The sequence below is a fragment of the Cnuibacter physcomitrellae genome (genome assembly GCF_014640535.1).
Taxonomy (GTDB): Bacteria; Actinomycetota; Actinomycetes; order Actinomycetales; family Microbacteriaceae; genus Cnuibacter; species Cnuibacter physcomitrellae.
Genome location: NZ_BMHD01000001.1, coordinates 1,119,951 through 1,145,716 on the forward strand (window position 1 = coordinate 1,119,951; position 25,766 = coordinate 1,145,716).

The window sequence follows — 25,766 nt, forward strand, 5'->3', positions numbered from 1 at the left end:
GATGGCGGTGCTGCTCCATCTCGACTCGTCCAGCGACGACTCCGGCTCACGGAGCCGTTCGATCGGGAAGGAGTTCGCCGACGCCTGGCTCGCGGCCTCGCCGGGCAACGAGGTCGTGCATCGCGACCTGCACCGCGATCCCCTCCCCCATCTGGCGGATGCGTCGCTGCACTGGCCGCCGAGGCTGCGGGGCGACCGTGCGAGGCCGCCGGCCGACGCCGAGGCGCTGCAGGGCTCGCTCATCGAGGAGCTGCTGGCGTCCGACGCGGTGCTCGTCGATGCACCGATGTACAACTACTCCATGCCCTCCGCCCTCAAGGCGTGGATCGACCACATCCACGTCCCTGGCGTGACGGCGCCGTTCGACGTCCCGACGCAGCCCCTCGCCGGGCGGCCCGCCGTCATCGTGTCGACCCGCGGCGCCTCCTACGATCCGGGATCGCCGACCGAGGGATGGGATCACCTGGTCCCGCCGCTGACGCTCATCCTGGGCGAGGCTCTCGGCATGGACGTGCGCGTGATCACCGCCCAACTCACGCTCGCCGAGTCGGTGCCCGCGCTGGCCGCGGAGATCCCGCGGGCGCGACAGGAGCTCGCCGACGCGGTCGCCGCGGCGAGGGAGCTGGGCTCGACGCTGGGCGCCGCGTCCGCCTGACCCAGGACTGCGCCGGCGCGACGAGTCAGGCCCGCCTCAGGCGGCCCAGGGTGCTCAGACGAGCGACTCGAGCAGCGCGGCCGTCGCCTCGGGCGCGGCCAGCATCATGTCGTGCCCGGTCTCGAGGGTGACGTGGGTCGCACCGTCCGCGAGCGCGGCCTCCTGCGAGACGGCGAGCGACGGGAGCGGAGGCGCCGTGTGCTCGATGTACGTCCTCGGGATCGATAGGAGCGGACCGGGGTCGAAGTCGACCGCGTCCGTCTGGGCCTTGAACGGGAAGTCGGTGAGGCGCGGGCCCACGAACGCCTGCATCGCAGGATCGGTCACGGCCCACTGCGACAGGAACGCCGTCGTGGCGGGCAGACGCCAGCCGTCACCCTGCTCGCGAGCCAGGGCCGTGTAGCGCTCGGCCACCGCGGGCGGTTCGACGTCGAGCAGACGCTGGCCGGGCCGGACGTAGAACGCGCCGGCGAACACGACGCTCCGGATCCTGCCGGAGCAGGTCTCGACGACGGGTCCCGCGAGCACTCCCGCGTAGGAGTGCAGGACGAGGACGACGTCGTGCAGGTCCTCGAACCAGAGGAGCTCGGTGAGGTCCCTCACGTGGGTCGAGACCCCGACCGCGGGGGTGAGCTCGGCACGCCGGTCGCCCTGACCGGTGAGGGTCGGTGCGTGCACCTCGTGTCCGCGCTCGCGCAGCAGCCGCGCGACCGGGCTCCACGCCCATCCTCCGTGCATCGCCCCGTGGACCAGCACCAGCGTCGCCATGACCCCACCGTAGCCGCAGCGCAACCCCGTGGGGTGGTTCGATCGTGGAGAGCACGATGGGCGCATGGCAGTGACGGTGCGGGAGATGGACTGCAGCCCCGAGGCGGTGTTCGAGGTGCTCTCGGACGGCTGGCTCTATCCGACCTGGGTGGTGGGCGCCTCGCGGATGCGCGACGTCGACGACCGCTGGCCCGGCCCGGACGCGGTCCTGCAGCACTCCTTCGGCGTCTGGCCGATGCTGCTCGACGACGAGACGCGGATGCTCGAGTGGTCGCCGCCGCATCGCGCGGTGATGCAGCCGAAGGGCCGCCCGATCGGAGAGGCCCGGGTCACGCTCGAGGTGAAGCCGCGCGGGACGGGATGCGTCGTGCGGATCGACGAGGTGCCGGTCGCGGGGCCCGGCCGTTGGCTCCACAACCCGGCGATGGACCTGGCCATCCACCTGCGCAACGTCGAGACGCTGCGTCGACTCGCCTTCATCGCCGAGAACCGGACGGATCAGCACGGCAGGCACGCGGCCTCCTGACCGCAGGCGTCCTGCGAGGGCAGACTGGGGGCATGGATCTGCGCACCGCCGCCGAGGAGCTCTACGGCGTCGATCCCGCGAGGTTCATGGCCGAGCGGTCCCGTCTGGTGGCGGAGGCCAGGACGGCGGGCGAGAGGGACCTCGCGAAGCGGCTGACGTCCCTCCGCAAGCCCACGGTCGCGGCGTGGGTGATCAACGCCGGAGTCCGCGCCCGGCCCGACCTCCTCGACGAGATCGACCGGCTCGGGGCGGCCCTCCGCGGCGAGCACGACGACGTGGAGCTGCGGGAGCTCGGATCGGACCGCCGGCGGCTGATCGCGCGTGCCGCGCGCGAGTGGGCGGCGGCCGCGGAGGCGGGCGGGACCTCGGTGTCGGAGGCCGTCCAGCGCGACCTCGAGTCGACCGTCCAGGCCGCCGTCATCGACGCCGGCGCGGCGGTCGCCCTGCGGAGCGGCCTGCTCGTGCGCCCGCTCGCCGCGAGCGGCCTCGACGCGGTCGACGTCTCGGATGCGGTCGCGCTCCCGGAGGTCGCCGACGAGGCCCGTGAGGCCCAGGGCGCACCGGACGCGGAGGTCATCGAGTTCCGGCCGCGTCCTCGCCAGGCCGGGTCGGCGAAGGGCGCCGGATCCCGTGCGGAGCGGGGTCGCGACGCCGGAAGCGCGTCCGGCGGGCAGCAGCCGAGGAGGGGCCGAGCGGCCGAGGACGACGGTGCCGCACCCGACCGCGCCGCCGAGCGTCGTGCCGCCGAGCGCCTGGCAGCCGCCGAGCGGGAGCTCGAGGAGGCCCGAGGAGAGCTCGCCGAGGTCCGCGACCGCCTCCGCGAGCTGGACGGCGAACGGGGCCGGCTCGAGACCGAGATCGACGAGCTCACCGAGCAGCTGGAGGGTGCCCGCGAGGACCTCGCCCGGGTCGACCGCGAGCGCGGCGAGCTGCGTCGTCGGCGCTCCCGCGGCGAGCGCGCCGTGACGGATGCCGAACGACGAGTGGACCGGCTGACACCCGAGTAGGGTGGGCGGCATGACCACCGACGCGGACAGGCGCGATGCAGCGGTCGAGCGGCTCGGCCTGATGGACACCGACCCGGAGGAGCGCTACGACCGGATCACCCGGCTGGCGAAGGACGTGTTCGACGTCGATCACGCCGTCGTCAACATCGTCGACTCGACCACGATCTTCACGAAGTCGCAGCCCGCGGGAGGCACGTTCCGGCACACCCCGCAGGAGGACTCGTTCTGCGCGGTGACGGTGCAGCAGGACGACCTCCTCGAGGTCGACGACGCGACCAGGGACGACCGCTTCTCCGACCGCGCCATCGTCACGGAGCACGGCATCCGCTTCTACGCCGGCCTGCCGCTGAAGACCGAGGACGGCGACACCGTCGCCACGCTCTGCCTGCTCGACCCCGAGCCCCGGACGCTGAGCGACGAGGATCGAGAGGCGTTCACGCGGATGGGGGCCTGGGCCGAGGCCGAGATCCGGCTCGACGACCAACGGACGACGCCGGGCGCGTCGGCGCCCGTGCTCGACGCGGTGGACGGCGACGACGTCAGCGTGTCCACGCTCGCGATCCCGTACGGTGCGGTGAGCGGCGATCGGGGCGCGTGGCGGCAGACGGGATCGAGCGTGCGGGTGGCGCTCACCGACGTGATGGGGAAGGGCGAGGCGCAGGGCGCGCTGGCCCAGCGCATCGTCGGGGCGCTGCTCGAGGGCTCGGGCGACCACGAGGACGAGGGCGCGCTCGAGGCCGTCCTCCGTGTCGAGGAGGAGCTGGAGGCGCAGCACGCCCTCGACGTCACCTTCGCGACGCTCTTCCACGCCGCCATCGACACCACGACGGGTCGGGTCGAGTACGTGGACGCCGGGCACGGACTCACCCTCCACGTCGCGGCGGACGGTTCGCTCACCCGCCTGGCCTCGCACAACCTCCCGCTGGGGCTCCGGCCCCCGGGGGTGCCGTGGGAGCCGGGCGAGCTCACCGTCTCCTCCGGCGACCTCCTCATCACCGTCTCCGACGGCGTGCTCGACGCCTACGACTCCACGCTCGAGAGCCTCCGGATGCTGGCAGACGACCTGCGTGCCGCACGGGAGACGCGGGCGTTCCTCGACCACCTGACGGTCAAGGTGTCGGAGCACGTCGTCGACGACGACGTCACGGCCGTGGTCGTCGAGGTCCACTGAGCGACGACCCCGCTCCCGCGGCGCGGATTATGCCGATCGCGATCAGCGGGGAACGGTCCGGATGAGCCCGTACGGGACGACGCCCTGGCGGTGGGTCTCCTCGGCGAGGTAGAGCTTGACGCCCAGCACCGAGATGCCGGTCATCGTGACCTGCAGCACGCTGCTCGGATCGGGCAGGCCGAGCAGCTCCCGCTCCTCGTCCTCCGCCAGTCGGGCCTCGACGAAGCTGAGCTCCCACTCCACCGTCGACCCCCGCAGCTCGCGGACGAGCTCGAAGACGGTCGCCGAGGCGTCCGGCTCCGGCGAGCGTGAGGGCGAGGCCGGGATGTGGTCGACCGCGACCATGACGGGCTGGCCGTTCGCGCTCCAGCGCTTCACGGTCACGAACGCGGCGGTGCCGGGTCGCACGTCCAGGCGCGCCGCGCGTACCGCATCCAGTTCACCCCAGCCCGCCGACAGCACCTCCATGGAGGGCTCGTAGCCGGCTTCTCGCAGCATGTCGGAGAACTCGTAGCTCTGGTCGAGCCTCAGTCCCATGTCGAGGGCGAACCGGTTGGGGAAGGTGCCCGCACTCGGGAGCCGGGTGAGCATCCCATGGGATTCGAGCCGGATCAGCTCCTCCCGGACGGTCGGCCGGCTCACGCCGAGCTCCGCCGCGAGGGTCGCCTCGGAGGGCAGGGGCGTGCCCGCCTCGGCGGCCGCCCGCCAGAGCTCGAGCAGTCTCGCGCGACTGGTGTTCACGCTGCACCCTCCCTCGAAACACGCTCGCAACGAGCGCGGAACCGGATCGTTATAAACCGGTCTTACAGTTGCCCTACCGCCGGACGGACCGGCGGCATCTCCTCCAGTATGCGCCACGGATGCGTGGCGTCCCGAGCATCCGACCCTGCCACCAGACGAGAGGATCCCGATGAGCGCCGTGCGCCGCTGGGCCGTCGAAGGCGGCCGCACCGACCTCGTGCGGCCGGCCGCGGCCACGTCCCCCGTCGAGGTGGCGACCCGACGCGGGTCGGTCCGCTTCGACGCCGCCCGCACGGCGTTCGTCGTGGTCGACATGCAGAACGACTTCTGCCACCCCGGTGGCTGGCTCGCCTCGATCGGCGTCGACGTGTCCGCCGCCCGCTCGGCGATCGGCCCGATCAACAGGCTCTCGCCCCTGCTCAGGAGCGCCGGCGTCCCCGTCCTCTGGCTCGACTGGGGCACGCGCGCCGATCGGGTCAACCTGCCGCCGAACGTGATCCACGTGTACGACCCGGAAGGCGTCGGCGCCGGCATCGGCGCTGCCCACGCCGACAGCCCCGCGGTGCTCGAGGAGGGATCGTGGGGCGCCGCCCTGGTCGACGAGCTCGACGTCCGCGACGACGACATCCGCGTCTCCAAGCACCGGATGAGCGGGTTCTGGGACACCCCGCTCGACTCGACCCTGCGCACCCTCGGCATCGACACCGTGCTCTTCGCGGGCGTCAACCTCGACCAGTGCGTCTACGCCACCCTCTTCGACGCCGCCTGCCTCGGCTACGACTGCATCCTCGTCGAGCAGGCGTCCGCCACCACCTCCCCCGACTTCTGCGTCGACGCGACCGTCTACAACGTCGACCAGTGCTTCGGCTTCTGCGTCGCCGCCGCCGACCTCGAACTCGCCCTCACCACGGAAGGACACCACTGATGGCCCAGGCCCCCACCGTCACCCCGATCGAGTCCACGACCGCCTATCGGATCTCGGCCGGCGACACCGTCAAGCTCATCCCGCTCACCGGCCCCGTCGACGGATCGCCCTCGAGCGTCTTCCTCGAGATCTGGGACCCGGAGGGGTCGCAGCCCGACAACTCCCACCCGGAGTCCGTCGAGGTCTTCGTGATCCTCGACGGCAAGGCGACCGCCTTCAGCGACGAGCACACCGTCGAGCTCTCGGCCGGCGACGTGCTGACGCTACCCGCGACCAGCGTGCACCGCATCCGGAACACGTCGGCCACCGATCGTCTCTACGCGATCACCATCATGACCAACGACCAGGGCTCGCAGCCCGAGGAGTCGGGCATGCCGGGCTTCTACGACCTCGTCGTCAACGGCATCCCCGAGCCTCTCGACGAGAAGGACCTCGCGGTCGTCTTCGCGGCTCGACGACGACTCTCCCTCGACTGACCGACGCACCGACCGACGCACCGCCCGACCGACGCACCTCGATTGAGTAGGAGACACACATGCGCACCCCTCGTTCCCGGCTGATCCTCGCCGCCGGCCTGACCGTGGTCTCGGCCGCCGCCCTGACCGCCTGCTCGAGCGGCTCGTCCGCCTCGACCGGGTCCTCGTCGGACCTGACGGTCGGGTCCATCGACCTCGCCGCCGCCGGCTGCCCGTCGACGATCGTGATGCAGACCGACTGGAACCCGGAGGCCGAGCACGGCCACTGGTACCAGATGGTCGGCGCGAACCCGACCATCGACTCGCAGAACAAGACCGTCACCGGTCCGCTCATGGCGGGAGGCGAGTACACCGGCGTCGACATCCAGATCCGCGCCGGCGGCCCCGCGATCGGCTTCCAGACCGTCTCGAGCCAGATGTACACCGACGACGACATCATGCTCGGCTACGTCTCCACCGACGAGGCCATCCAGCTCTCGCAGGACATGCCGACCAAGGCCGTCTACACCCCGCTCGAGATCGCCCCCACGATGCTCATGTGGGATCCCGCGACCTACCCGGACGCCACCAGCATCAAGGACGTCGTGGCCGACGGCGCGACGGTCCGCTACTTCGAGGGCTCCTCCTACATGGAGTACCTGATGAGCGCAGGGATCATCCCCCGGGAGCAGACCGACGGCTCGTACGACGGGACGCCGGCCTCCTTCGTGGCGGCCGGAGGCAAGGACGCCCAGCAGGGCTTCGCCTCCGCGGAGCCCTACATCTACCAGAACGAGGTCTCGAGCTGGGGCAAGCCCGTGAAGTACACGCTCATCAACGACCTGGGCTATCCGATCTACTACGGCGCCGTGTCCGTGCGTGCGGACAAGGTCGACCAGTACTCCGACTGCCTCAAGGCGCTCGTACCGGTCATGCAGCAGGCCGAGGTCGACTACTACGCCGACCCTCAGCCCGCGATCGACCTCATCCTGCAGCTCGTCCAGGACTATGACACCGGCTGGGTGTACTCCCAGGGCGTCGCGGACTACTCCGTGAAGACGCAGCTCGACCTCGGACTCGTTGGCAACGGCACGAACGACACGGTCGGCGACTTCGACGACGCCCGCATCGCGGACGTCTTCGACAAGATCGTCCCGGTGTTCGACAGCCTCGGCACCCCGCCCGCCGACGGCCTCACCGTCAGCGACATCTACACGAACGAGTTCATCGATCCGTCGATCTCCCTGACGAAGTAGCCACTCCGCGCCGGGATCGCGTCTGCTCAGCGATCCTGGCGCGGATGGATGAAGGCGGTGAGCATGCCGAGCACCGCCCCGAGGAGCGTGTCGACCACGCGTTCCGACGCGAGCCCGCCGGGATCGGCTCCCGGGACCGCTGCGGTGGAGATGAGCAGCACGAGAGGCGTGATGAACACCAGCGCCAGCGCGTAGTTGCGCACCACCACCAGCTCGATGAGGAACTGCAGCGCGGCCAGCACGAGCGCCAGCAGTGGAGCGGGGATCGACACCAGGGCGATCAGCGCGAAGAGCCCGGCCCCGACCACGGTGCCGACGAAGCGCTGGCTCCCCCGGAGCATCGCGGTCCGGCGTCCGGCGCTCAGGCCGATCACCGCCACACCCGAGCAGACGGTCCAGTAGACCCGCTCCTGGTCGACCCAGAGGGCGCTGAGCACGGTGCCGGCCACCGCGACGATCACGACGCGCACGAGCAGGAGCCGGGCGTCCAGGCTCAGGCGCGGTCCGGGCAGCAGTGCACGGAGCGCCCGCGCCGGGCGCCGCCGCACACCGGGCACCACCAGCGGGGCCACCGCCACGGCGTAGGCGAGGAGGCAGCCCACGGCGAAGGCGGCGAGGAAGGCGAGCGGCTCGACGCGCCGCGCCCCGTCGACGGCCGCGGTCACGGTCGTCGCCATCCCGTAGACCAGCACGAAGAACACCGGCCCCGGCGGACCGAGCGCGAACGCGTACGCGAGCGCCGACGAGACGACGGTCACCGCGACGAGCCCTAGGAGGACGGCCGTCGGATCCGCGGCCGCCGCGGTCCCGGCCGCCGCGCACGCCAGCAGCAGCACTCCGACGAGCGGCAGCGCCTTGGCCCGCTCCCGGACGGTGGCCGAGGCGAGGTAGAGCGCGGTGAAGGCGCCGCCCGCGGCCTGGAGCCCCACCAGCGGCTGGCCGACCACGGTGAAGAGGCCGACCGGCAGGGCCATGGCCAGCGCGGCCTGGGTCGCGATCGGCCAGCGTGGATGCGGTGCGGGGCCGACGCGGACGAGGTCGAGCGTCCAGGCCCCCAGCCCGGTCAGGAACGGGCTCCTGCTCACCGCTCGATCACTCCTCACCCCGACGCGTGGCGTTGTCATAGGCGGAGGCCGCGTCGACCAGGGCGAGGTGGCTGAGGCCCTGCGGCAGGTTGCCCAGGAAGTCGCCCGTCTCGGTCGAGATCATCTCCGCGTAGAGGCCCACATCGTTCGCCGCCGCGACCAGCGCGTCCATGCGGGCCTCGGCCGCCTCGAGCTCGCCCAGCCAGACCTGGGCCTGCACCAGCCAGAAGCCGCAGGCGACGAACGCGCCCTCCTCACGGTCCACGCCGGTGTACCGGTACACCTGCTCCCCCACCGCCAGCTCGTCGCGGATGCGCTCGACCGTCCTGCGCGTACGCGCAGGATCGCCGAAGTCCTCGGCGACGTGGAGGAGGAAGGAGGCGTCGAGGTCCTTGCTGCCCGGCCACATCGTGTAGGCGCCCCTCTTCTCGGACCATCCCTTCGTCGCCAGCCACTCCTCGAGCAGTCCCTTGTTCTTCCGCCACATCTCGACGTCCTCGTCGGTGGGCTTGATCTCGCCCAGCTCGTAGAGCCGAAGCGCGTCGGTGAGCGCCTTCCAGCAGCCGATCTTGCTCGTGACGTAGTGGCGCTTCTTCGGCAGCTCCCACATCCCGGAGTCCTTCTTCGGCCACGTGCGGCAGGCGTGGTCGGCGTAGGCGACGATGAGCTCGCTGGTGCGCTCGTCGAGGATGTTGCCCGACTCGACGTAGTGCAGCATGATCCCGATCACGTCGGCGAAGACGCCGAGCTGGAGCTGACCGGCGGCGGGGTTCCCCGCGTGCACCGGACCGATGCCGCGCCAGCCCTCCGACTTCGTCCCGTGCACGCCGTCGGGCAGGGAGCCGTCGAGGGCGAAGAAGATCTGCAGGTCGTTGCCGTACTCCTTGAGCATCTTGAGCACCCAGGACACCGCCGCGTGCGGCTCCTCGCGCAGCCCGTATCGGGTGAGCGCGCCGACCGTGTACGCGAGGTCGCGGACCCACGCGAAGCGGTAGTCCCAGTTCTTGCCGCCCCGGAGGTCCTCCGGCAGGCCCGTGGTCGCCGCCGCCGCGATCGCGCCCGTGGGCGAGAAGATCAGGAGCTTGAGCGCGAGCGCGCTGCGCTGCACCGCCTCCCGCCACGGACCCTCGTAGTCGAACTCCTCCGACCAGCGCTGCCAGTTCGCGATGGTGCGGTCGATGCCGCGATCCACGATCCTCGGATCGGGGACGTGGATCGGCTCGTCGTCCGTCCCGCACACGGCGATCAGGTGCCGCGAGCCCGGAGAGGTCGTGAACGCGCCCCGGAACTCCAGCGGGCCGTCAGGGAAGCCGTCGCCGGGTTCGTGCGGGTCCGTGCGGCCGTGCTCGAAGCCCACGAGCACGAGGTCGATGCTCGCGGCGCGCAGGATCGGACCGTGCAGGGTGTCGAGGCGCTGGACGGGCTCGGTCCCGAAGGTGTTGCCCGGGATCACGGCCCACTCGAACGCGACCTCCCCGTCGACGCCGTCGATGCGGCGTGCCAGCTCCGTCCAGGGCAGGCGCCCCGCGACGCCGGTGACCAGCGCATCCGTCACCGTCGCCGTCCCGGTCGCCGTCGTGAACGTGGTACGCAGCACGTTGGTGCCCTCGACGTACTCGCGCGTCGACTCGAAGGCGTCGACCGGGCGGAGCTCGAGGCGTCCGCCGTCTCGCTCGTCCACGATCCCGGCGAAGACGGGCGGGGTGTGCAGGGCGGGCATGGGGAGCCAGTCGATCTGTCCGTCACGGGCCACGAGGGCGACGGTGCGCCCGTCGCCGATCCCGGCGTAGCCCCTGAGGTCCGCGTATCCGTCCTGACGCTCGAGCGCTCCGCCTGCATTCACCTGTATGAACCTACGCGGGCCGGGACAGACGAGCACCCCCAGGGGACGCGCTCCACCGGTGGTGGGAACGCCCCTCTGGGGGTGCTCAGGGGATGCGGTGGCCTAGGCCTCGCTCATCGCCAGCTTCTCCTGCTGACCGCGGGCGCGCAGAGCGGCCTCACGGGCGGCGATGCGGCGGGACTGCTCGGCCTGGCCGGCGTCGAGCACGTCCTGCGGCACCTCGACGCTGTCGACGTGCTTCCGCGCGTGGTACTTCTCGAGGTAGGCGTCGAGCTCGGGGCCGGACTCCCACGAGGTGATGAGGCAGTAGCGCGGCTCGTCGCCGAAGTGGGCGGCAGCGTGCCACAGGCGCTGGGTGTCGATGACCAGCTGAGCACCGGCGGGCAGCGCGATGCGGGTCTCGCCCGACGGATCGGTGCGGTTGTGACGGAGGACGAAGAAGCTGTCCTTGTCGTCGGTCAGATTGAAGAACGACCGCACGACCCAGCCGGTGCCGTCGGGGTTGAGGCGGTTGTTGTCGTCCTGGTGGAGGTTGTACAGCGCGTCGGCGTACGTGTTCGGCTGCAGCTCGATCACGCGGCAGCGCCCCACGTTCGAACCCGGCTCCTTGGCGCGGGCGGTGAGGGTCGGCGCGATCGCGGTCTGCGAGTCGATCCAGACGCCGTCCTTGTCGGTGCGCGGCGGCTTGTGGTTCCAGAAGCCGTTGCACTCGATCTCGCCCTTGGCGGAGGCGAGCGGAGCGAACCGGGTGTCGCCGGAGGACTTCCAGTCGACGTACTCGATGTCGAGCCACTCCTTCGGATCGATCGGCTGGTCGTACGAGTCGAGCACGACGTAACCGGTCTCCTCGAGGAGCTCGGAGGTGATGTAACCCATGGGTGTGAACCATGACCTTTCGGTTGGAGGGCGAGCGAAGTTTTTACAGGCCCAGGTAAGGGCAGCCTAACAGCGTCGGATGAACGCTGTCCGAGAGGCCACGCCGAGTGCGCCCGATAGGCTCGAGACCGCTATGAGCACCGCCACGAACGTCGACGCCACGGCCGTCAACACCATCCGCTGGCTCTCCGCGCCCGAGACGAGCATCGTCGTCCCCGTCTACCAGAGGCAGTACCGCTGGGACATCGGCGGATGCGAGCAGCTGCTCGCCGACATCCGTGCCGTCTCCGACACCGACGACAGCCAGAGGCACTTCCTCGGATCGATCCTCTCGACTCGAGGGACCGCCGCCTCGGAGTCCGACGCCGAGCTCGTGCTCATCGACGGACAGCAGCGCATCACCACTCTGATGCTCCTCGTCGCGGCGCTGCACCACACGGTCCGTGCCACCGACCCCGCGCTGGCCGCGGACCTCGAGCGCGTGCTGGTGCGCGCCTCCGATCCGCGCCGCACGAAGCTGCGGCCGCACCGCGCCTGGGCCGACGTGTTCGAGAGCGTCGTGCTCGACAGCCGCGGCGCCGACGACGAGCTGCGCGACTCCCGCTTCGACGACAACTACGCCTTCTTCCGCAGCCAGATCCGGCTGGAGGAGGTGCCGCGCATCTGGCGGGGCCTGAACAAGCTCGAGCACGTCGCGATCACCCTCGGCGCCGACGCCAACGCGCAGCAGATCTTCGAGAGCCTCAACTCCACCGGCGAGCCGCTCCGCGACCACGAGCTCATCCACAACTACGTGCTCATGGGCCTCACGCACGCCGAGCAGAGCGACATCGAGGAGACCTACTGGCTGCCCATCGAGCAGAACACCGGCGAGCAGATCGCCGGGTTCTGGCGGCACTACCTCGTCATGACGACGGGACGCGAGGTCGCCCTCACCGGCGGACGCGGCGTCTACGACGCCTTCCGGCAGGAGTTCCCGCGTCTGGATCTCGCCACCCTGCGGGCGCACGCCGGGCAGTGGCGCTCCTACTCGGACGTCTACCGCATCCTGCTCGATCCCATGCAGGCCCCGGATGCGGAGATCGCCCGCCAGCTCGCCTACCTCAACGTCTTCGGGCGGGGGATGTACCCCCTCGTCATGCGCGCGTACCTCGAGTGGACACAGGGCTCGCTGTCGCGTGACGACCTCATCCGGACGCTCGAGGACGTGCAGTCCCTGCTGCTTCGCCGCACGGTCGTGGGCGTCCCGACGGAACGGCTCGTGGCGCGGCTCTGCCGGGCTCGTGCGGGGTCGGACGGGGCCGCCGCCCTGCAGCGGGCGATGGCGCGGATCACGCCCTCCGACGAGCGTGTGCGCGTGGCGCTGAAGTACGGGGCGCTGCCGCATCCGCTCTACGTGCTCGGGCGTCTCGCGGGGGTCGACAGCCTCGCCGACCTGGAGATCGAGCACATCGTCCCCCTCGCCCCCGGCGACTCCTGGACGGGCGACGGCGCCCGCGAGTGGGCCGAGTACACCGAGGACGAGCAGAACAGCCACCGCGCCCTGGCGGAGACCCTCGGCAACCTCGCCCTGATCGAGGAGGGGCTCGCCGAGCGCGCCGCCGACCGGTCCTTCCCCGAGAAGCGCCCGCTGTACGCGCGGAGCGCCATCCCCTCGACATCCGCCCTGGCCGACGTCGAGGCGTGGGGCACGGCGGCTCTCTCCGCCCGCACGGAGGAGCTCGCTGCGGCGTTCGTGCGCCTGTGGCGCCGTCCGCTGGCCGTCGACATCGACGACGACAACCTCACGCCCATCCTCGACGCGATCCCCCGCCGGGGATGGCCGCGCGGCTGGGAACGCGAGTGGGACTACGTCGAGTACCGCGGCGAGCACTGGGAGGTCTACGACGTCAAGTACCTCTTCAACCGGGTGTTCAAGCGGCTCTGGGCCGACGACCGCGCTGCCGTCGAGCGGTACAGCGCCCGCCGGGGAGGCCCGGTCTACGACGCCCAGGCGTGGAACGGCCAGTGGGACTCCCTCGATGCCGACACGTGGCTCTACATGGGCTGGGACTCGCGGTACATGCTCCTCGCGGTGCAGGGGCTCCTCGCCGAGGCGGGGCTCGCCTCCGAGGTGTTCGTGAAGTACAGCTACATCGGCGAGGTCATGTAGGCCGCTCACGGGTCTCTCGCGGGTCTCTCGCGGGTCTCTCGCGCTTGGCCGGAGCGGAGTAGGGTCAGCGGACGTGATCCAGCTCGCCGCGCTCCGTCGCAGTCTCGACGAGCAGCTCGGCGAGACGGAGGGCCGGTCGCTTCTCGGCGTCCTGGTCGCGCTGAGGGAAGGTGCTCAGGCGGCCCTGGGCGCCGACCTGGTGGGCGTCTACCTCACCGGGTCGTTCGCGCTGGGATGGGGTGACCTCGCGAGCGACGTCGACGTCCTGGTGGTCTCGGCGCAGGCGCTCTCGCCCGAGCAGGAGCAGGCCGCCGTACCTTGCACGCAGCTCTGCCGTTGCGGCCCGAGGGGTGGGCGCGTCGCGTCGAGGGGAGCTGGACCACCTCCGCCGCCCTCCGCGACCGGGTGGGTGCGCATCCGTGGCTGTACGTCGACCGCGGCAGCCGCACGATGGAGCGGTCGCGCCACGACGACACGTGGAACGCCCGGTGGGTGCTCCGCGACTCGGGAGTGGCGGTGGTCGGCGCGCGGGCCGACACGCTTGTGCCCGCGGTCGCCGCCTCGGACCTCCGGCGAGAGACGGTGGAGCAGGCGGAGGCCAAGAGCGCATGGATCCTCGACGACCCCGACGTGCTCGACGACGGATGGGCGCAGCCCTACGCCGTGCTCACGCTGTGCCGTCTGCTCTGGACGGCCGCCACCGGCACGGTGACGGGGAAGGTCGAGGCGGCGGAGTGGGCCCGGTCGCTGATCGTGCCGGCCCGCTTCCGCCCACTGCTGTCGGCCTCGATCGGGTACCGCCTGCATCCGTTCGACCCGATCTCGGGCGCCGCCGATCCGGTGCTCGTGCCGATCGCCGAGGACTTCGCGCTCTGGGCCCGCGACGAGGTGCGCCGGCGCGCCGGCTAGGAGCCCTCCGACTACGGGCGCTCGCTCGGGTCGTCGAAGTCGCCGTAGGGGTCGCTGCTGTCGGCCCCGTCGGGGATCGTGTACGCGACCGCCTTGGGCTTGAGGTCGTCGAGCATCCGCTGCAGCCGATCCGCGGCCTCGGAGAAGTCGGGCTGCGGACCGTCCCAGTCCTCCGCCACCGACAGCACGTCGTTGCCCACCCCGATCACGAGCTCGGCGTCGCTGCGCCCACCGCCGTCGTCGAGCATGATCGGGATGTCGACCGACTCGGCCTTGCCGCGGTTGGCGAGGGCCGCCGTCAGCTCGACGAGCACGGCGGCGACGTCGTCGGTCGTGGTCACGGTCTCTCCCGCGTAGGTGATGCAGCGCATCCCTCCACCCTCCCCCGATATCGTGTCCGCGGCTTCCTTTTTCGGGAACGCTGTCACACGGATGCCCCTGCCGGACATTCCAGGAGTAGGGGGTGATCGATCCGTGGACGAGACGAGCGACGGGGAGCTGCTGCGACAGATCGCAGCCGGCTCTCAGTCCGGGATGCGTGCTCTGGTCGAGAAGCACTCCCGGACGCTGATCCGCTACGCGTGGGCGCTCGTCGAGAGCCCCAGCGACGTCGACGACGTCGTGCAGGACACGTTCGTGACGGCGTGGCGCGGTGCGGACCGGATCGCGCTGTCCGGGGAGTCGGCCCTGCCGTGGCTGCTCGTGACCTGCCGCAACCACGCGGCGAACCTGGCCAGGTCGCGGTCACGCTAGCGCACCTATCCGATCACCGATGAGCCCGTCTGGGACGACCAGCAGGACACCCGAGACCGCCTCCGGTGGGTCCTGGACGAGATCGAGAGGCTCCCCGCCCTCGATCGCCGGGTCTGCGAGCTGTGCCTCGTGCAGGACCGCCCCTACGACGAGGTCGCCCGCGAGCTCGGCCTGTCGGTCGACTCCGTCCGTCAACGTGTCTCCCGATCACGCAGACGCCTACGAAAGGCGGTGAGTCATGAGGAATGAGCCTCCCACAGGCGACGACCTGGAGCGCAGGGTCGCCTCGATCCAGGACGGCGTCGAGCGACGCATCGCCGCGTCGCCCCGTCGCGCCTCGCGCGGCGCCAGGACCGGCCTCGTCGTCGGACTGGCGACCGTGCTCGGTCTCGGCGCCATCGGTGGAGCGGTGGCGTTCGGCGTCACGCTGAGCCAGCCGCCCGCGCCGATCGTCACAGAGACCCCCACACCCACGGCCACCCCCACCCCGTCGCCCACGCCCACCCCGACGCCGACGCCTCCGCCACCGGCGGCGGCGCCCAGCGTGCGCGTGCCGACGATCTGCGAGGAGCTGACGCAGGGGACCGACATCAGCGATCAGTACGGGCCCCTGAAGCTCGTGGCCGCCGAAGCGGCCCCGTACTCGAACTCGTACGTCGATGCCCGCGCTGGATACCTCTCCTGCGGGATGGTCTCCGCGTCCGCGGATCCCTCGACCGGATACCTCCCGATGGGCGCCCTGAGGGTCTCGCTGATCGTGGCACCGGACGTGTCCGACGCCGCGTTCGAGGAGAGGATCCGCATGGCCGCCAACTGGCCCGACGCGGATCCGATCGCAGGCTTCGGTCCCGACACGCGCGTGTACGAGGTCCCGAGCGGTACGAACCCGAACTTCGCGGGCTTCGTGGACCGGGTCAACGGGTATGGAGTGCTCGTCACCGGCTGGGTACCCGAGACCGCTGTCGGCATCTCGGACGCGCAGCAGCAGGAGATGACCCAGGCGTACTCCCTGATCTACCCTCGCGTCGTGGCGCTGGGCGCGCCGGCACCGCTGTGGGAGCCGCCTTCGGGTGCGATCCGGGGAGCGAACGACTGCCCCGACCTCGCCACGACCGACCAGCTGGACGCGCTGTTCGGGGGCACGTGGTCCGACTACAAGTCGAGCGGAGGCGAGAACGACCCCGGTGCGTTCCAGGCGCAGCAGCTCGTCGGGGCCTTCCAGTGCAGTTGGGCGGATCTCGACTCGGGCTCGCTTCAGGCGAGCGCATCGGTCCTGCCGGGCGGAGCCTCGTTCTTCGCCGAGGCTCGGCAGGCGGCCGACGCGCCGGCCTGGCAGCCCACCGGCTCGCTCCCCGGCGAGGCCTACATTACCCCGGACGGGTTGAGCGCCGTCGTGCTCATCGACGACAACTGGATCCAGGTCACGGTGCCCACGGCGGACAGCCTGCCCGCGTTCGTCGACGTCGTGCTGAGCAACGTCGGCGTCGCGCGGTAGCGGGACGGTTTCTGGTCACCGGATCGGCTGCGGCCAGGTCCGACAGAAACCGTCACAGGTCGGTCTTACCCGTAGCCGATTCGGTCGACTCAGCCGGCATGACGCGTGCCGTGTTCCACCTCCGTTCGGCGGGGCTCCACACGGCCTCGGCGTCGAGCTCGTCGAGCACCGGGTCGACGAAGTCGGCAGCCGCCGCAACGGTGTCGGAGAACCTCTCTGGCAGAGTCGCGCCCGCCTCGCCGAGCCCCTTCCGGTAAGCGACATAGGTCGAGTCTCGGAGCATTGCGAGCCCCTCGGTGGCGTGCGCCAACGGGATCAACGTGGTTCCGCGGAACGTTGCGGTCGCCGTGAGCGCGTCACGCAGTGCCCCGCACTGGAGAGCCTGTGTGCCGGTCACGAGGTGGATGTCCGCGAAGTCGCGCACGCGCGTGTTCGCTCGTCCCAGCTCGATCGCGGTGACGAGCTTCTCCGCGAGCACCGTCTCGATCGGGTAGCCCAGGATGCGGATCGGCGGAGCGTCCGACCGCAGCGACGGCAGCTCGACCGTTCGCGGGGCCGGAGTCACGGGGTCGCCGAAGTTGATGTCGAGCCGCAGCTTCACCTGCGCCGTTGCGAGTCGCGCCGTCATCGTCACCCGCACGCCGGAATACAGCGCGTCATCGCGGATCACCGCAGTGGTGACCGTGTCCGGCAGGAACTCCACGCCGTCGTCTGGGTCTTCGATCGCGGCGATGTCAGCGACGCGGCGAGCGACGGTCTCTTCGTCGGAGGGCATGTTGCGTGCGAGGGCGTCGGCGTCGACCGTGGGACGGCGGGTGCCGAACGAAGCCAGCAGCATCCCGCCCTTCAGGATGAAGTCGTCGGCGTACGGTGATCGCGACATCCGCGACAGCCAGCGCTCGACGACGTACATCGTGAGCAGTTCTTGCGTGCCACTGCTCTGGCGGCGAGCCTGGTTCTGCAGGTCGAGGTATGCGCGCCCTGCAGCGCTCTCTCGCGTGGGGCGATTCATCGGGCGCTCGCGACATCGAGCGCAGCACGCACCGGCCCGAACGTCCCCAGCGCCTCCGCGTAGTCCAGCAGCAGCGCCGGCTTCGAGCTCGGCGCCGCCAGGTATCGGTGAAGCGCGGCGTGCGCGATCGGCTCGCCAAGGCGTCTCCGAAATCTCATGAGATCCACCACCGTCCTCGCCGCGTCGTAGGCGCGCACGCGCTCCCCCGGCCCGGCCTCGAACGCGGTCAAGCCGAGCTCGAACGTGGCCTCCTCGAAGCGGAACACGGTCACGGGCGGGTAAGCGATCACCGGCGTATGCGACCGCTTGGGTACCGCGATCTGCACCGACGTTGGCAGTTCGTCCGTCAGGTCGTGAATCACCGCCGCCGAGATACAGCAGACGATCGCACGAGGAGCGCGGTACGCCACGGCGATCATGTCTGGGTACGACGCCGGTGGGGCGTCTGCTCGACGGAAGACCCCGCGAGAGAGTTCGCGGATCTGCCCGCCATCTCGCCAGGCATAGAGGTCTCGCGGATGCACTCCGTGCGCTCGTGAGGTCCCCGTCGTGAACGTCGACGGGAGCGACTCGTCCAACTCCTTCATGGATAAGATCCTTGCACAGTCAGCTCAATGATGTGTGGGTTTTATCCACGCCTGTTTTGGACGGCGCCGATGTCGCGTGCGTCGAGTCGATGGAACTACGGGGACCAGCGCGTAGAGCGACCCACGTTTGCTCCTCGTGGTCGTCTCTTTGCAGCGCCGCGCCCGAGCATCGCCCCCGCGAGCCGGGCTCAGAACGAGAAAACCCCCGGTCAGGCCGGGGGTTTTTCTTGCTGGGGTACCTGGACTCGAACCAAGAACAACTGAACCAGAATCAGCCGTGTTGCCAATTACACCATACCCCAATGGTTCCAGCCGAAGCTCGAACCGACGGTCTACTGTAGCCCACGACGAGCCCCGGTGCCAAAACGGCGCGGCGGGGTAGCATCCCGTCGATGGCACTCTTCACTCACGACCTCGGCGACGGCTACGACCTCGCCCTCCGCGACACGTCGACGGTGGATGCGGTGTTCGCTCTCACCGTCGCGAACATCGATCGACTGCGGCTCTGGGAGCCGTGGGCTCAGCATGAGCCGACGCGCGAGGCGACCGTCGCGTTCACCGTGGCGAGCCTGCACGCGCTCGCCGAGGGCACGGAGGTGCCGTGCGTGATCCGGTACCAGGGCGAGCCCGTCGGGACGATCAGTCTGCGCATCCGGACCTTCACCTCCGTCGCGGAGATCGGATACTGGATCGACGAAGCCCACGAGGGTCGCGGCGTCGTCACCCGGGCGACGAGGGCACTCGTCGATCACGCGTTCGACGACCTGGGCCTCGCGCGCGTCGAGCTCCACACCGCCGCGCACAACGCCCGCAGCCGTGGGGTCGCCGAGCGGCTCGGCTTCGTCCGCGAGGGGACCATGCGGTCCGCTCATCCCGTGGGCGACGAGCGTCACGACATGGACCTGTACGCCCTCCTCCCCTCCGACCGGACCTGAGGCCCTGACGCTGCCGGCGGCATCGAAGCGGTGACGGTCGAAAGGGAGCCTGAGAGCGACTACGCGCCGCTCTGGCGTCCGTGTCGGCTCTGAGACTCCCTTTCGACGCTCACCTCCGCTCGCCCGGCCAGATCTGGCGGACATCGGGGCACGGATGGCAGTCCGCGAGGGGGCGTCGACGGCGCGGCGGCGATAGCGTGGCGGCATGGTGAAGACGATCGGGATCCTGCTCTTCGACGACGTCGAGGAGCTCGACGCTGTCGGGCCCTGGGAGGTGCTCGCCTACTGGACGCGCACCTTCCCCGAGGACGGGTACGAGGTGCGGATGCTCGCCGACACGCTCGACCCGGTGACCTGCGCGAAGGGCCTGCGCCTGCTGCCCGACACGACGGTCGCGGAGGCCCCGCCGCTCGAGGTGCTGCTCTACCCCGGAGGGTTCGGCACGCGGGCGCGCCTGGCCGACGAGCGCGAGCTCGCGTGGGTGCGTGCGCAGCGTGACACGGTGCCGCTGCTGACCAGCGTGTGCACGGGCGCCCTCGTCTACGCCGCTGCGGGCGTGCTGCGAGGCCGTCCCGCCACGACGCACTGGGGCTCGCTCGACCTGCTCGCCGAGCTCGATCCCTCGATCGAGGTGCAGCCCGAGGCGCGCTTCGTCGACGACGGCGACGTGATCACCTCCTCCGGCGTCTCCGCCGGGATCGACATGGCGCTGCACCTCGTCGCCCGGATCGCCGGGGTCGATCGCGCCCGACAGGTGCGCCGCGGGATCCAGTACGACCCTCACCCGCCCGTCTGACCGGCAGGGGTTCCGGGGACGCCCGGATCCGAAGGCGTCACCGGGTCCGCGGGAGCACCCGGGTCGATGGGCGTTCCGGGGTCGCTGGGCGTTCCGGGATCGCTGCCGCCCGGACCGCCGGGATCACCGGTTCCGCCACCCGGCTCGGCGGGCGTGCCCGGATCGGCGGGGGCGCCGGGGTCCGCAGGCGGTGGCGCATCCGCCGGCCCGGGCCCCTCGGACCCGTCCGATCCTCCGGATCCGTCCGACCCTCCCGATCCACCCGACCCGCTGTCCTCCGGAGCAGGAGCAGGGGCAGGCGCGGGACCGGGGGCCGGCGCGGGCGTGGGCGTCACCGTCGGCACCGTGGACACGGGGGCGGAGGGCGACGGAGTCGCGGTGCGCAGATCCGACGCCGGGACTCCGCCCACGCCGGTCGACCCTCCGGCCCCGCCCCCGAGATGCGTCCCGGACAACGCGACCGCGACGAGCACGGCGGCACCGGCGCCGAGCGTGCCGATCACGATCCCCGAGGCGACCGACCGAGGGATGCGCTCGAGCGCGGCGACTCCCGCGCTCACGATGTCAGCGACGTTCATGCTCTCCCCACCGAAGCATGCCGATGCGCGATCCTCGCTCGATCACGACTCCACGACGATACCGGACAGCAGTCTCCTCGCGTAGGGGTTCCGGCGCGCGGGACACCGTCGGTCACGACGACCGTTAACCTTGCCGCCCTACCCTGAGCGCATGCAGCAGCCCGGAGAGCGGGGTCCCGAGGAGCACAGGGCCCGCCTGGACGACGGCGACGACCGCGTCCGCGACACGCTGCCGCTCGCCCCGGTGTTCGGGCTCGCCGGGTGGGACGGCCCTGGCATGGTCCACGACTGGTCGTTCTCGGGCACTCGCCGGGTGCTCGCCTACGCCCGGACCATCCTCCCCGCCCCCGCGCTCAGCGGGACGCCGTTCGACGTGCAGGTGCACTCGCTCGAGGGCGACGTGCGCCACCGGGTCGCCGAGCTGCGGATGCGATGGCTCGCCCGGGACTCGCTCCGGGCAGGATGGGAGCGGCCGGTCGCGGCCCTCGACCCTTTGCCCGACCGCATCTCCGCCATCCCGGTCGAGGGGAGCCCCGAGGCGTTCGAGCTGTGGATCGCCGGACCGCACTGGTGGGCGGCCACGACGATCGGAGCGCGCACCGTCGTGATCGAGGCCCACGACGTGACGATCGACCTGATCGGGCTCGAGCGCATCGGCGCGGCGGAGGTCGAGGACCTCCTCGCGGAGCGTCGCCGCTGGCTCGACGGCCACCGACTCTGACGTCTCGGCGATCCGTTCCGAGATTTCTCCCCCGTCGTGTCGATCGAGCGAGCGCTCGTTCGACGGGATAGTAGAAGGGCGCACACGGCGCCCCCACGTCAGGAGAACACCATGAAGTACATGCTCATCATGCGCGCCACCCCCGCTGCCGTCGAGGCGTACAAGGACATCCCCTTCGACGAGGTCATCACCCGCATGGGCCGGTACAACGAGGAGATGATCAAGGCGGGTGTGCTCCTCGCGGGCGAGGGCCTCGCCGAGGACGTCGACACGACCGGCTTCGTGGTCGACTTCGCGTCCGAGCCGCCCGCGGTGACGGATGGCCCCTACGGCGAGATCCACGAGCTGTTCAACGGGTTCTGGATCATCCAGGTCTCCTCGAAGGAGGAGGCAGCGGAGTGGGCCAAGCGCTGCCCGCTCGGTCCGGGCTCGAAGCTCGAGGTGCGTCGGGTCACCGACGAGAGCGACTTCGCGGACTTCGCCGACAACGAGTACATCCAGAAGGAGAGCGAGTGGCGCGCGGCCGAGGCCACCGCCGCCGCGGCTGCGGCGAAGGGCGACGAGGCGCCGTGACCCCGGCGAGCGACGTCCGCCCCACCCTCGACGCCGTCTGGCGCATCGAGGGCGGGCGGATCGTCGCCACCCTCGCCGCAGCGTGCGGCGACCTCGCTCTCGCCGAGGACCTGGCGCAGGAGGCGTTCGTCGAGGCGCTCCGCTCCTGGCCGGACGGCGGCATGCCCGACAACCCCGGAGCCTGGCTCACCACCGTCGGGAAGCGGCGCCTCATCGACACCTGGCGTCGCCGCGAGCGTCTCGACGAACGCCATCGGGCGATGGCGGCGGAGCTCGAGGAGCATGCGGAGGACCGATGGGAGCCGATCGACGACGACGTGCTGCGCCTGGTCTTCACGGCCTGCCATCCGGTGCTCTCGAAGGAGGCGCAGATCGCGCTCACCCTCCGTGTGGTCGCGGGCCTCAGCACGGAGGAGATCGCGCGCCTGTTCGTCGTCCCCGTCGCCACCGTGCAACAGCGGATAGTCCGGGCGAAGAAGACGCTCGGCGCCGCCGCCGTGCCGTTCGAGACGCCCGAGCCGTCCGAGTGGCGGGCACGCCTGTCGGCGGTGCTCGGCGTGGTCTACCTCGTCTACACGGAGGGCTACTCGGCGACGACCGGCGACCGGTGGATGCGCGTCGAGCTCGCCGACGAGGCGCTGCGCCTGGGGCGGATGGTCGCGGGGCTGCTCCCCCGCGAGCCCGAGGCGCACGCACTGGTGGCGCTGATGGAGCTGCAGTCGTCACGGTTCCCGGCCCGCACTGCGGCCGACGGCTCCCCCATCCTGCTCGACGACCAGGACCGCACGCGCTGGGATCGCGCTCAGATCGAGCGCGGCCGAGCGGCACTCCGGCGGGCGGATGCGCTGGGCCGCGGACGGGGCGCCTATGGCCTGCAGGCGGCGATCGCGGAGTGCCACGCGATGGCACCGTCGGCGGACGAGACCGACTGGGAGCGGATAGTGCTCCTCTACGAGGCGCTCGGCCGCCTCGCACCCAATCCCGTCGTCGACCTCAACCGGGCCGTGGCGGTCTCTCGGGCGACGGGGCCCGCATCCGCCCTGCTCATCGTCGACCGGCTCGCGGGCGACGGCGCCCTGCGCGGCTCGCACCTGCTGCCGAGCGTGCGCGGCGAGCTGCTGGCGCAGCTGGGCCGCACCGAGGAGGCGCGCTCCGAGCTCGCCACCGCGGCCACCCTCGCGCAGAACGCGCGCACCCGCGCCGTCCTCGAGGCGAAGCTCGCCGCCCTCTGACCCGCGTCCCGCGTCTCGCGTCCGGGGCGAGTACCCCCAAGAAAAACGTCTCAGCGCGCGTGGAAAGCGCTCCTTCCGGGTGTGCTCGAAAAGATCGCGATCGAGTACACCCAGAAGGAGCGGTTGCACGGCGCGTGGAAACGTTTTTCCTGGGGGCACTCGAGGAGCGCGCGGCCGCGGGGGCGCCACGCGGGGGCGCGGGCGCGGGCTACAGGGCGAGGAGGGTGCGGTTCACCGCGGCGGCGGTGCGGGCGCCGGCGCCGGCGGCGACGATGAGCTGCTGTGGGCCGGGCGGGGTGATGTCGCCCGCCGCCCAGACGCCCGCAACGCTCGTGCGGCCGACACCGTCGACCTGGACGAAGCCGTCGGCGTCGCGGGCGAGGCCGAGCGCCTCGGCGAACTCGAGCGGCGCCGACCAGTGCGGGCGGACGAACCCGCCGGTGCGAGGCACGACGGTCCCGTCGGCGAGCACGACGCCCGTCATGCCCGAGCGGTCGCCGGCGACGTCGGACACGGCGGCACGCTCGACACGCACCCCGCGATCCAGGAGGTCGGCCTCCTCGTCGCTCGTCACGGCATCCGACCCGAGGGTGAAGACGACGAGGTCGTCGGTGACCTGTGAGATGAGGACCGCACGCTCGTGGAGGTCGGCGGTGTCGCCGAGGAGCGCGAGCGGGGCCGCGCTCTTGTCGAACGCGTCGCACTCGATGCAGCTGTGCAGGGCGGTGCCGTAGAAGGCTCGGATGCTGGGCAGGCCCGGGAGCGTCTCGGCGAGCCCGCTGGCGAGCAGGACGACGCGGGCGCGCACCGACCGGTCGGCGGACCCGCGCACGCCGCGGGCCGAGATCGCGAACCAGCCGTCGTCGTCGCGAGGTGCGATCGACGACACCAGACCCTGGTGGAACTCGGCCGTCGGGTACCCCGAGAACTCCTCCCGGCCGAGCCCACGCAGCTCGAGCGGGGAGACGCCGTCGCGGGTGAGGAAGCCGTGCGAGACGAGCGTCGCGGAGTGCCGGGGCCGGTTGCTGTCGAGGATGAGGACGCGCCGGCGCTGGCGCACCAGGTTGAGCCCGGCGGAGAGCCCGGCGGGACCGCCGCCGATGATCACGACCTCGTAGTCGTCGCCCGCGAACCCGGGGACGGACACGGCGCCGGGATCGACGTTCGTGACGGTGCTCATGCCTGCGTGCGCTCCCCGGCGAGGCGGACCAGACGGGCGACCGTCTCGGACCTGCCGAGGATCTGCATCGACTCGAACAGCGGCGGCGACACCCGGCGTCCCGAGAGCGCGACGCGGAGCGGTCCGTACGCCACGCGCGGCTTGAGCCCCAGTCCCTCGATCAGCGCAGCCGCCAGCGTCTCCTGGATGCGCTCGTGCTGCCACTCCGACTCGGGCACCACCTCGAGCGCCTCGATCGCCGCGGCCAGCACCAGACCGGCGTTCTCCGGCAGCGACGCCACCGCGGACTCGTCGTACTCGAGCTCGGCGGCGGAGCGGAAGAACGAGCCCAGCAGAGCCGGAGCCTCCCCCAGCAGCGCCATCCTGGTCTGCACCAGCGGAGCCAGCTGGGCCAGGACGGCACGCTGCTCGCTCGGCACCTCCTCGCCGAGGATGCCCGCATCCTGCAGGTAGGGGATGAGACGCTCGGCGAAGTCGCCGACGTCGAGCAGGCGGATGTGGTCGCCGTTGATCGCCTCGGCCTTGGCCAGGTCGAAGCGTGCCGGGTTGGGCAGCACGTCCTCGACGTCGAACGCGGCCACCATCTCGTCGATGGAGAACACGTCGCGGTCGGCGGCGATCGACCAGCCGAGCAGGGCCAGGTAGTTGATGAGCCCCTCGGGGATGAACCCGCGGTCGCGGTGGTGGAACAGGTTCGACTCGGGGTCGCGCTTGGAGAGCTTCTTGTTGCCCTCCCCCATCACGTACGGGAGGTGGCCGAAGCGCGGCACGAACGTCGTCACGCCGATGTCGATCAGGGCGCGGTAGAGCGCGATCTGACGGGGCGTCGAGGACAGGATGTCCTCGCCCCGCAGGACGTGGGTGATCCCCATGAGCGCGTCGTCGACCGGGTTCACGAGCGTGTAGAGCGGATGGCCGTTCGGCCGGACGACGACGAAGTCGGAGAAGGACCCGGCGGGGAAGGTGATCTCGCCGCGCACGAGGTCGGTGAACGAGAGGTCCTCGTCCGGCACCCGGAGTCGGAGCGCGGGCTCGCGGCCCTCGGCGCGGAACGCCGCCCGCTCCTCGTCGGTGAGGTGGCGGTCGTGGTTGTCGTACCCGAGCTGCTTCGGCCGGCCGGCGGCCTCGTTGCGGGCGTCGATCTCCTCGGCGGTCGAGTAGCTCTCGTACACGTGCCCGGAGGCCTTGAGCCGCTCGATCACGTCGGTGTAGATGCCGTAGCGCTCCGACTGCCGGTAGGGGCCGTGCGGTCCGCCGACGTTCACACCCTCGTCCCAGTCCAGCCCCAGCCAGGTGAGCGCGTCGATGATCTGGTCGAAGCTCTCCTGCGAGTCGCGGGCGGCGTCGGTGTCCTCGATCCGGAAGACGAACGTGCCGCCGGTGTGGCGGGCGTACGCCCAGTTGAAGAGCGCCGTGCGCACCAGGCCGACGTGCGGCGTGCCGGTGGGGCTCGGGCAGAAGCGGACACGGACGTCGCTGCCGGTGGCAGTCGACCAGGGATGGATGTCGGTGCTCATGTCGACTCGATTCTACGG

General features: G+C 71.2%; 28 protein-coding genes, 1 tRNA gene and 1 pseudogene. 18 read left to right on the forward strand and 12 right to left on the reverse strand.

What is annotated here, in order from left to right; genetic code table 11:
* Position 1: 1 nt before the first annotated feature.
* Positions 2-655, forward strand: a complete 654-nt coding sequence (locus IEX69_RS05225) for an FMN-dependent NADH-azoreductase (protein ID WP_085020033.1) — start codon at positions 2-4, stop codon at positions 653-655.
* 54 nt (positions 656-709) lie between these two features.
* On the opposite strand, the gene IEX69_RS05230 is transcribed toward IEX69_RS05225, so the two are convergent.
* Positions 710-1,423 carry an alpha/beta fold hydrolase gene (locus IEX69_RS05230; protein WP_085020034.1) on the reverse strand — a complete coding sequence of 238 codons (714 nt, stop codon included), beginning with the start codon at positions 1,421-1,423 and terminating at the stop codon, positions 710-712.
* Between the two features lie 64 nt (positions 1,424-1,487).
* Between IEX69_RS05230 and IEX69_RS05235 the strand changes: the two genes are divergently transcribed.
* The 3 genes from IEX69_RS05235 to IEX69_RS05245 are packed head-to-tail and all read left to right on the forward strand — an operon-like array spanning position 1,488 to position 4,127.
* A complete protein-coding gene (locus IEX69_RS05235) occupies positions 1,488-1,949 on the forward strand; it encodes an SRPBCC family protein (protein ID WP_085020035.1) in 462 nt (153 codons plus the stop codon).
* Between the two features lie 32 nt (positions 1,950-1,981).
* On the forward strand, positions 1,982-2,956 hold the full coding sequence (locus IEX69_RS05240; protein ID WP_085020036.1) for a hypothetical protein: 975 nt from the start codon (positions 1,982-1,984) through the stop codon (positions 2,954-2,956).
* Positions 2,957-2,966: 10 nt separating this feature from the next.
* Complete coding sequence (locus IEX69_RS05245; RefSeq protein ID WP_157127197.1) at positions 2,967-4,127, forward strand: SpoIIE family protein phosphatase; 1,161 nt, start codon at positions 2,967-2,969, stop codon at positions 4,125-4,127.
* Between the two features lie 42 nt (positions 4,128-4,169).
* On the opposite strand, the gene IEX69_RS05250 is transcribed toward IEX69_RS05245, so the two are convergent.
* Positions 4,170-4,868, reverse strand: a complete 699-nt coding sequence (locus IEX69_RS05250) for a GntR family transcriptional regulator (RefSeq protein WP_174604462.1) — start codon at positions 4,866-4,868, stop codon at positions 4,170-4,172.
* 169 nt (positions 4,869-5,037) lie between these two features.
* Between IEX69_RS05250 and IEX69_RS05255 the strand changes: the two genes are divergently transcribed.
* From IEX69_RS05255 to IEX69_RS05265, 3 genes are read left to right on the forward strand one after another with little or no spacing between them, the layout of a single operon-like run.
* Positions 5,038-5,793: a cysteine hydrolase family protein gene (locus IEX69_RS05255; protein ID WP_085020039.1), complete on the forward strand. Its 756-nt coding sequence runs from the start codon at positions 5,038-5,040 to the stop codon at positions 5,791-5,793.
* Positions 5,793-6,269, forward strand: coding sequence for a cupin domain-containing protein (locus IEX69_RS05260; protein WP_085020040.1), 477 nt, complete (start codon positions 5,793-5,795; stop codon positions 6,267-6,269). The genes IEX69_RS05255 and IEX69_RS05260 overlap by 1 nt, the downstream gene beginning before the upstream one ends.
* 59 nt (positions 6,270-6,328) lie before the next feature.
* Positions 6,329-7,504, forward strand: a complete 1,176-nt coding sequence (locus tag IEX69_RS05265; RefSeq protein ID WP_085020041.1) for a substrate-binding domain-containing protein — start codon at positions 6,329-6,331, stop codon at positions 7,502-7,504.
* A 26-nt stretch (positions 7,505-7,530) separates the two neighbouring features.
* On the opposite strand, the gene IEX69_RS05270 is transcribed toward IEX69_RS05265, so the two are convergent.
* From IEX69_RS05270 to IEX69_RS05280, 3 genes are all read right to left on the reverse strand, one after another.
* Complete coding sequence (locus tag IEX69_RS05270) at positions 7,531-8,589, reverse strand: FUSC family protein (RefSeq protein WP_229756234.1); 1,059 nt, start codon at positions 8,587-8,589, stop codon at positions 7,531-7,533.
* A gap of 7 nt (positions 8,590-8,596) precedes the next feature.
* Positions 8,597-10,432, reverse strand: coding sequence for a glycoside hydrolase family 15 protein (locus IEX69_RS05275; protein WP_174604463.1), 1,836 nt, complete (start codon positions 10,430-10,432; stop codon positions 8,597-8,599).
* Between the two features lie 102 nt (positions 10,433-10,534).
* On the reverse strand, positions 10,535-11,308 hold the full coding sequence (locus IEX69_RS05280; protein ID WP_085020042.1) for a hypothetical protein: 774 nt from the start codon (positions 11,306-11,308) through the stop codon (positions 10,535-10,537).
* A gap of 133 nt (positions 11,309-11,441) precedes the next feature.
* Here IEX69_RS05280 and IEX69_RS05285 point away from each other — a divergent pair, with 133 nt between their 5' ends.
* The 3 genes and pseudogenes from IEX69_RS05285 to IEX69_RS05290 all read left to right on the forward strand — a co-directional run bounded on the left by IEX69_RS05285 (position 11,442) and on the right by IEX69_RS05290 (position 14,369).
* Positions 11,442-13,460: a DUF262 domain-containing protein gene (locus tag IEX69_RS05285; RefSeq protein ID WP_085020043.1), complete on the forward strand. Its 2,019-nt coding sequence runs from the start codon at positions 11,442-11,444 to the stop codon at positions 13,458-13,460.
* Between the two features lie 199 nt (positions 13,461-13,659).
* Positions 13,660-13,740: pseudogene (locus IEX69_RS21190) on the forward strand (nucleotidyltransferase domain-containing protein); the annotation flags it as partial.
* Positions 13,741-13,778: 38 nt separating this feature from the next.
* Entirely contained in the window at positions 13,779-14,369 is a 591-nt protein-coding gene (locus IEX69_RS05290; RefSeq protein WP_157127200.1) for an aminoglycoside adenylyltransferase domain-containing protein, read from the forward strand.
* An 11-nt stretch (positions 14,370-14,380) separates the two neighbouring features.
* Here IEX69_RS05290 and IEX69_RS05295 read toward each other — a convergent pair whose 3' ends face one another.
* A complete protein-coding gene (locus IEX69_RS05295; RefSeq protein WP_157127201.1) occupies positions 14,381-14,740 on the reverse strand; it encodes a hypothetical protein in 360 nt (119 codons plus the stop codon).
* 103 nt (positions 14,741-14,843) lie between these two features.
* On the opposite strand from IEX69_RS05295, the gene IEX69_RS05300 reads away from it, so the two are divergent.
* The 3 genes from IEX69_RS05300 to IEX69_RS05310 all read left to right on the forward strand — a co-directional run bounded on the left by IEX69_RS05300 (position 14,844) and on the right by IEX69_RS05310 (position 16,617).
* On the forward strand, positions 14,844-15,122 hold the full coding sequence (locus IEX69_RS05300) for an RNA polymerase sigma factor (protein ID WP_174604464.1): 279 nt from the start codon (positions 14,844-14,846) through the stop codon (positions 15,120-15,122).
* A gap of 120 nt (positions 15,123-15,242) precedes the next feature.
* Positions 15,243-15,371, forward strand: coding sequence for a sigma factor-like helix-turn-helix DNA-binding protein (locus IEX69_RS21195; protein WP_373284486.1), 129 nt, complete (start codon positions 15,243-15,245; stop codon positions 15,369-15,371).
* Positions 15,361-16,617, forward strand: a complete 1,257-nt coding sequence (locus tag IEX69_RS05310; protein WP_085020048.1) for a hypothetical protein — start codon at positions 15,361-15,363, stop codon at positions 16,615-16,617. The genes IEX69_RS21195 and IEX69_RS05310 overlap by 11 nt, the downstream gene beginning before the upstream one ends.
* Before the next feature lie 52 nt (positions 16,618-16,669).
* Here IEX69_RS05310 and IEX69_RS05315 read toward each other — a convergent pair whose 3' ends face one another.
* From IEX69_RS05315 to IEX69_RS05325, 3 genes are all read right to left on the reverse strand, one after another.
* A complete protein-coding gene (locus IEX69_RS05315; RefSeq protein WP_085020049.1) occupies positions 16,670-17,629 on the reverse strand; it encodes a nucleotidyl transferase AbiEii/AbiGii toxin family protein in 960 nt (319 codons plus the stop codon).
* The gene (locus IEX69_RS05320) at positions 17,626-18,048 is read right to left on the reverse strand and encodes a type IV toxin-antitoxin system AbiEi family antitoxin domain-containing protein (RefSeq protein ID WP_229756236.1); all 423 of its coding nucleotides are present in this window, start codon (positions 18,046-18,048) and stop codon (positions 17,626-17,628) included. Before IEX69_RS05320 ends, IEX69_RS05315 begins: the two co-directional genes overlap by 4 nt.
* 398 nt (positions 18,049-18,446) lie before the next feature.
* Positions 18,447-18,518 (reverse strand) — tRNA-Gln (locus IEX69_RS05325).
* A gap of 90 nt (positions 18,519-18,608) precedes the next feature.
* Between IEX69_RS05325 and IEX69_RS05330 the strand changes: the two genes are divergently transcribed.
* Complete coding sequence (locus tag IEX69_RS05330; RefSeq protein WP_085020051.1) at positions 18,609-19,151, forward strand: GNAT family N-acetyltransferase; 543 nt, start codon at positions 18,609-18,611, stop codon at positions 19,149-19,151.
* Positions 19,152-19,356: 205 nt separating this feature from the next.
* A complete protein-coding gene (locus IEX69_RS05335; RefSeq protein WP_085020052.1) occupies positions 19,357-19,947 on the forward strand; it encodes a DJ-1/PfpI family protein in 591 nt (196 codons plus the stop codon).
* Here the strand turns inward: IEX69_RS05335 and IEX69_RS21065 are convergent.
* Positions 19,932-20,525: a hypothetical protein gene (locus tag IEX69_RS21065; protein WP_174604465.1), complete on the reverse strand. Its 594-nt coding sequence runs from the start codon at positions 20,523-20,525 to the stop codon at positions 19,932-19,934. The two genes, IEX69_RS05335 and IEX69_RS21065, sit on opposite strands and share 16 nt — an antisense overlap.
* Positions 20,526-20,676: 151 nt before the next feature.
* Between IEX69_RS21065 and IEX69_RS05345 the strand changes: the two genes are divergently transcribed.
* From IEX69_RS05345 to IEX69_RS05355, 3 genes are all read left to right on the forward strand, one after another.
* Positions 20,677-21,246: a hypothetical protein gene (locus tag IEX69_RS05345; protein WP_085020054.1), complete on the forward strand. Its 570-nt coding sequence runs from the start codon at positions 20,677-20,679 to the stop codon at positions 21,244-21,246.
* Positions 21,247-21,357: 111 nt separating this feature from the next.
* Complete coding sequence (locus IEX69_RS05350) at positions 21,358-21,819, forward strand: YciI family protein (RefSeq protein ID WP_085020055.1); 462 nt, start codon at positions 21,358-21,360, stop codon at positions 21,817-21,819.
* Positions 21,816-23,051 (forward strand): RNA polymerase sigma factor, encoded by a 1,236-nt coding sequence (locus IEX69_RS05355; RefSeq protein WP_085020056.1) that lies wholly within the window; start codon positions 21,816-21,818, stop codon positions 23,049-23,051. Before IEX69_RS05350 ends, IEX69_RS05355 begins: the two co-directional genes overlap by 4 nt.
* A gap of 208 nt (positions 23,052-23,259) precedes the next feature.
* Here the strand turns inward: IEX69_RS05355 and IEX69_RS05360 are convergent, their stop codons facing one another.
* Positions 23,260-24,231, reverse strand: a complete 972-nt coding sequence (locus tag IEX69_RS05360; RefSeq protein ID WP_085020057.1) for an NAD(P)/FAD-dependent oxidoreductase — start codon at positions 24,229-24,231, stop codon at positions 23,260-23,262.
* The gene (gltX, locus tag IEX69_RS05365) at positions 24,228-25,748 is read right to left on the reverse strand and encodes a glutamate--tRNA ligase (RefSeq protein WP_085020058.1); all 1,521 of its coding nucleotides are present in this window, start codon (positions 25,746-25,748) and stop codon (positions 24,228-24,230) included. Before gltX ends, IEX69_RS05360 begins: the two co-directional genes overlap by 4 nt.
* Positions 25,749-25,766 lie beyond the last annotated feature (18 nt).

Bases quoted from the DNA above. Each gene is read 5' to 3' on its own strand.
- IEX69_RS05345 (WP_085020054.1), top strand. From the start codon at position 20,677: ATGCAGCAGCCCGGAGAGCGGGGTCCCGAGGAGCACAGGGCCCGCCTG.
- gltX (WP_085020058.1), bottom strand. From the start codon at position 25,748: ATGAGCACCGACATCCATCCCTGGTCGACTGCCACCGGCAGCGACGTC.
- IEX69_RS05335 (WP_085020052.1), top strand. From the start codon at position 19,357: ATGGTGAAGACGATCGGGATCCTGCTCTTCGACGACGTCGAGGAGCTC.
- IEX69_RS05255 (WP_085020039.1), top strand. From the start codon at position 5,038: ATGAGCGCCGTGCGCCGCTGGGCCGTCGAAGGCGGCCGCACCGACCTC.
- IEX69_RS05360 (WP_085020057.1), bottom strand. From the start codon at position 24,231: ATGAGCACCGTCACGAACGTCGATCCCGGCGCCGTGTCCGTCCCCGGG.
- IEX69_RS05240 (WP_085020036.1), top strand. From the start codon at position 1,982: ATGGATCTGCGCACCGCCGCCGAGGAGCTCTACGGCGTCGATCCCGCG.
- IEX69_RS05350 (WP_085020055.1), top strand. From the start codon at position 21,358: ATGAAGTACATGCTCATCATGCGCGCCACCCCCGCTGCCGTCGAGGCG.
- IEX69_RS05265 (WP_085020041.1), top strand. From the start codon at position 6,329: ATGCGCACCCCTCGTTCCCGGCTGATCCTCGCCGCCGGCCTGACCGTG.
- IEX69_RS05310 (WP_085020048.1), top strand. From the start codon at position 15,361: ATGAGGAATGAGCCTCCCACAGGCGACGACCTGGAGCGCAGGGTCGCC.
- IEX69_RS05330 (WP_085020051.1), top strand. From the start codon at position 18,609: ATGGCACTCTTCACTCACGACCTCGGCGACGGCTACGACCTCGCCCTC.
- IEX69_RS05315 (WP_085020049.1), bottom strand. From the start codon at position 17,629: ATGAATCGCCCCACGCGAGAGAGCGCTGCAGGGCGCGCATACCTCGAC.
- IEX69_RS21065 (WP_174604465.1), bottom strand. From the start codon at position 20,525: ATGAACGTCGCTGACATCGTGAGCGCGGGAGTCGCCGCGCTCGAGCGC.
- IEX69_RS05235 (WP_085020035.1), top strand. From the start codon at position 1,488: ATGGCAGTGACGGTGCGGGAGATGGACTGCAGCCCCGAGGCGGTGTTC.
- IEX69_RS05320 (WP_229756236.1), bottom strand. From the start codon at position 18,048: ATGATCGCCGTGGCGTACCGCGCTCCTCGTGCGATCGTCTGCTGTATC.
- IEX69_RS05245 (WP_157127197.1), top strand. From the start codon at position 2,967: ATGACCACCGACGCGGACAGGCGCGATGCAGCGGTCGAGCGGCTCGGC.
- IEX69_RS05295 (WP_157127201.1), bottom strand. From the start codon at position 14,740: ATGCGCTGCATCACCTACGCGGGAGAGACCGTGACCACGACCGACGAC.
- IEX69_RS05260 (WP_085020040.1), top strand. From the start codon at position 5,793: ATGGCCCAGGCCCCCACCGTCACCCCGATCGAGTCCACGACCGCCTAT.
- IEX69_RS05285 (WP_085020043.1), top strand. From the start codon at position 11,442: ATGAGCACCGCCACGAACGTCGACGCCACGGCCGTCAACACCATCCGC.
- IEX69_RS05225 (WP_085020033.1), top strand. From the start codon at position 2: ATGGCGGTGCTGCTCCATCTCGACTCGTCCAGCGACGACTCCGGCTCA.
- IEX69_RS05230 (WP_085020034.1), bottom strand. From the start codon at position 1,423: ATGGCGACGCTGGTGCTGGTCCACGGGGCGATGCACGGAGGATGGGCG.
- IEX69_RS05280 (WP_085020042.1), bottom strand. From the start codon at position 11,308: ATGGGTTACATCACCTCCGAGCTCCTCGAGGAGACCGGTTACGTCGTG.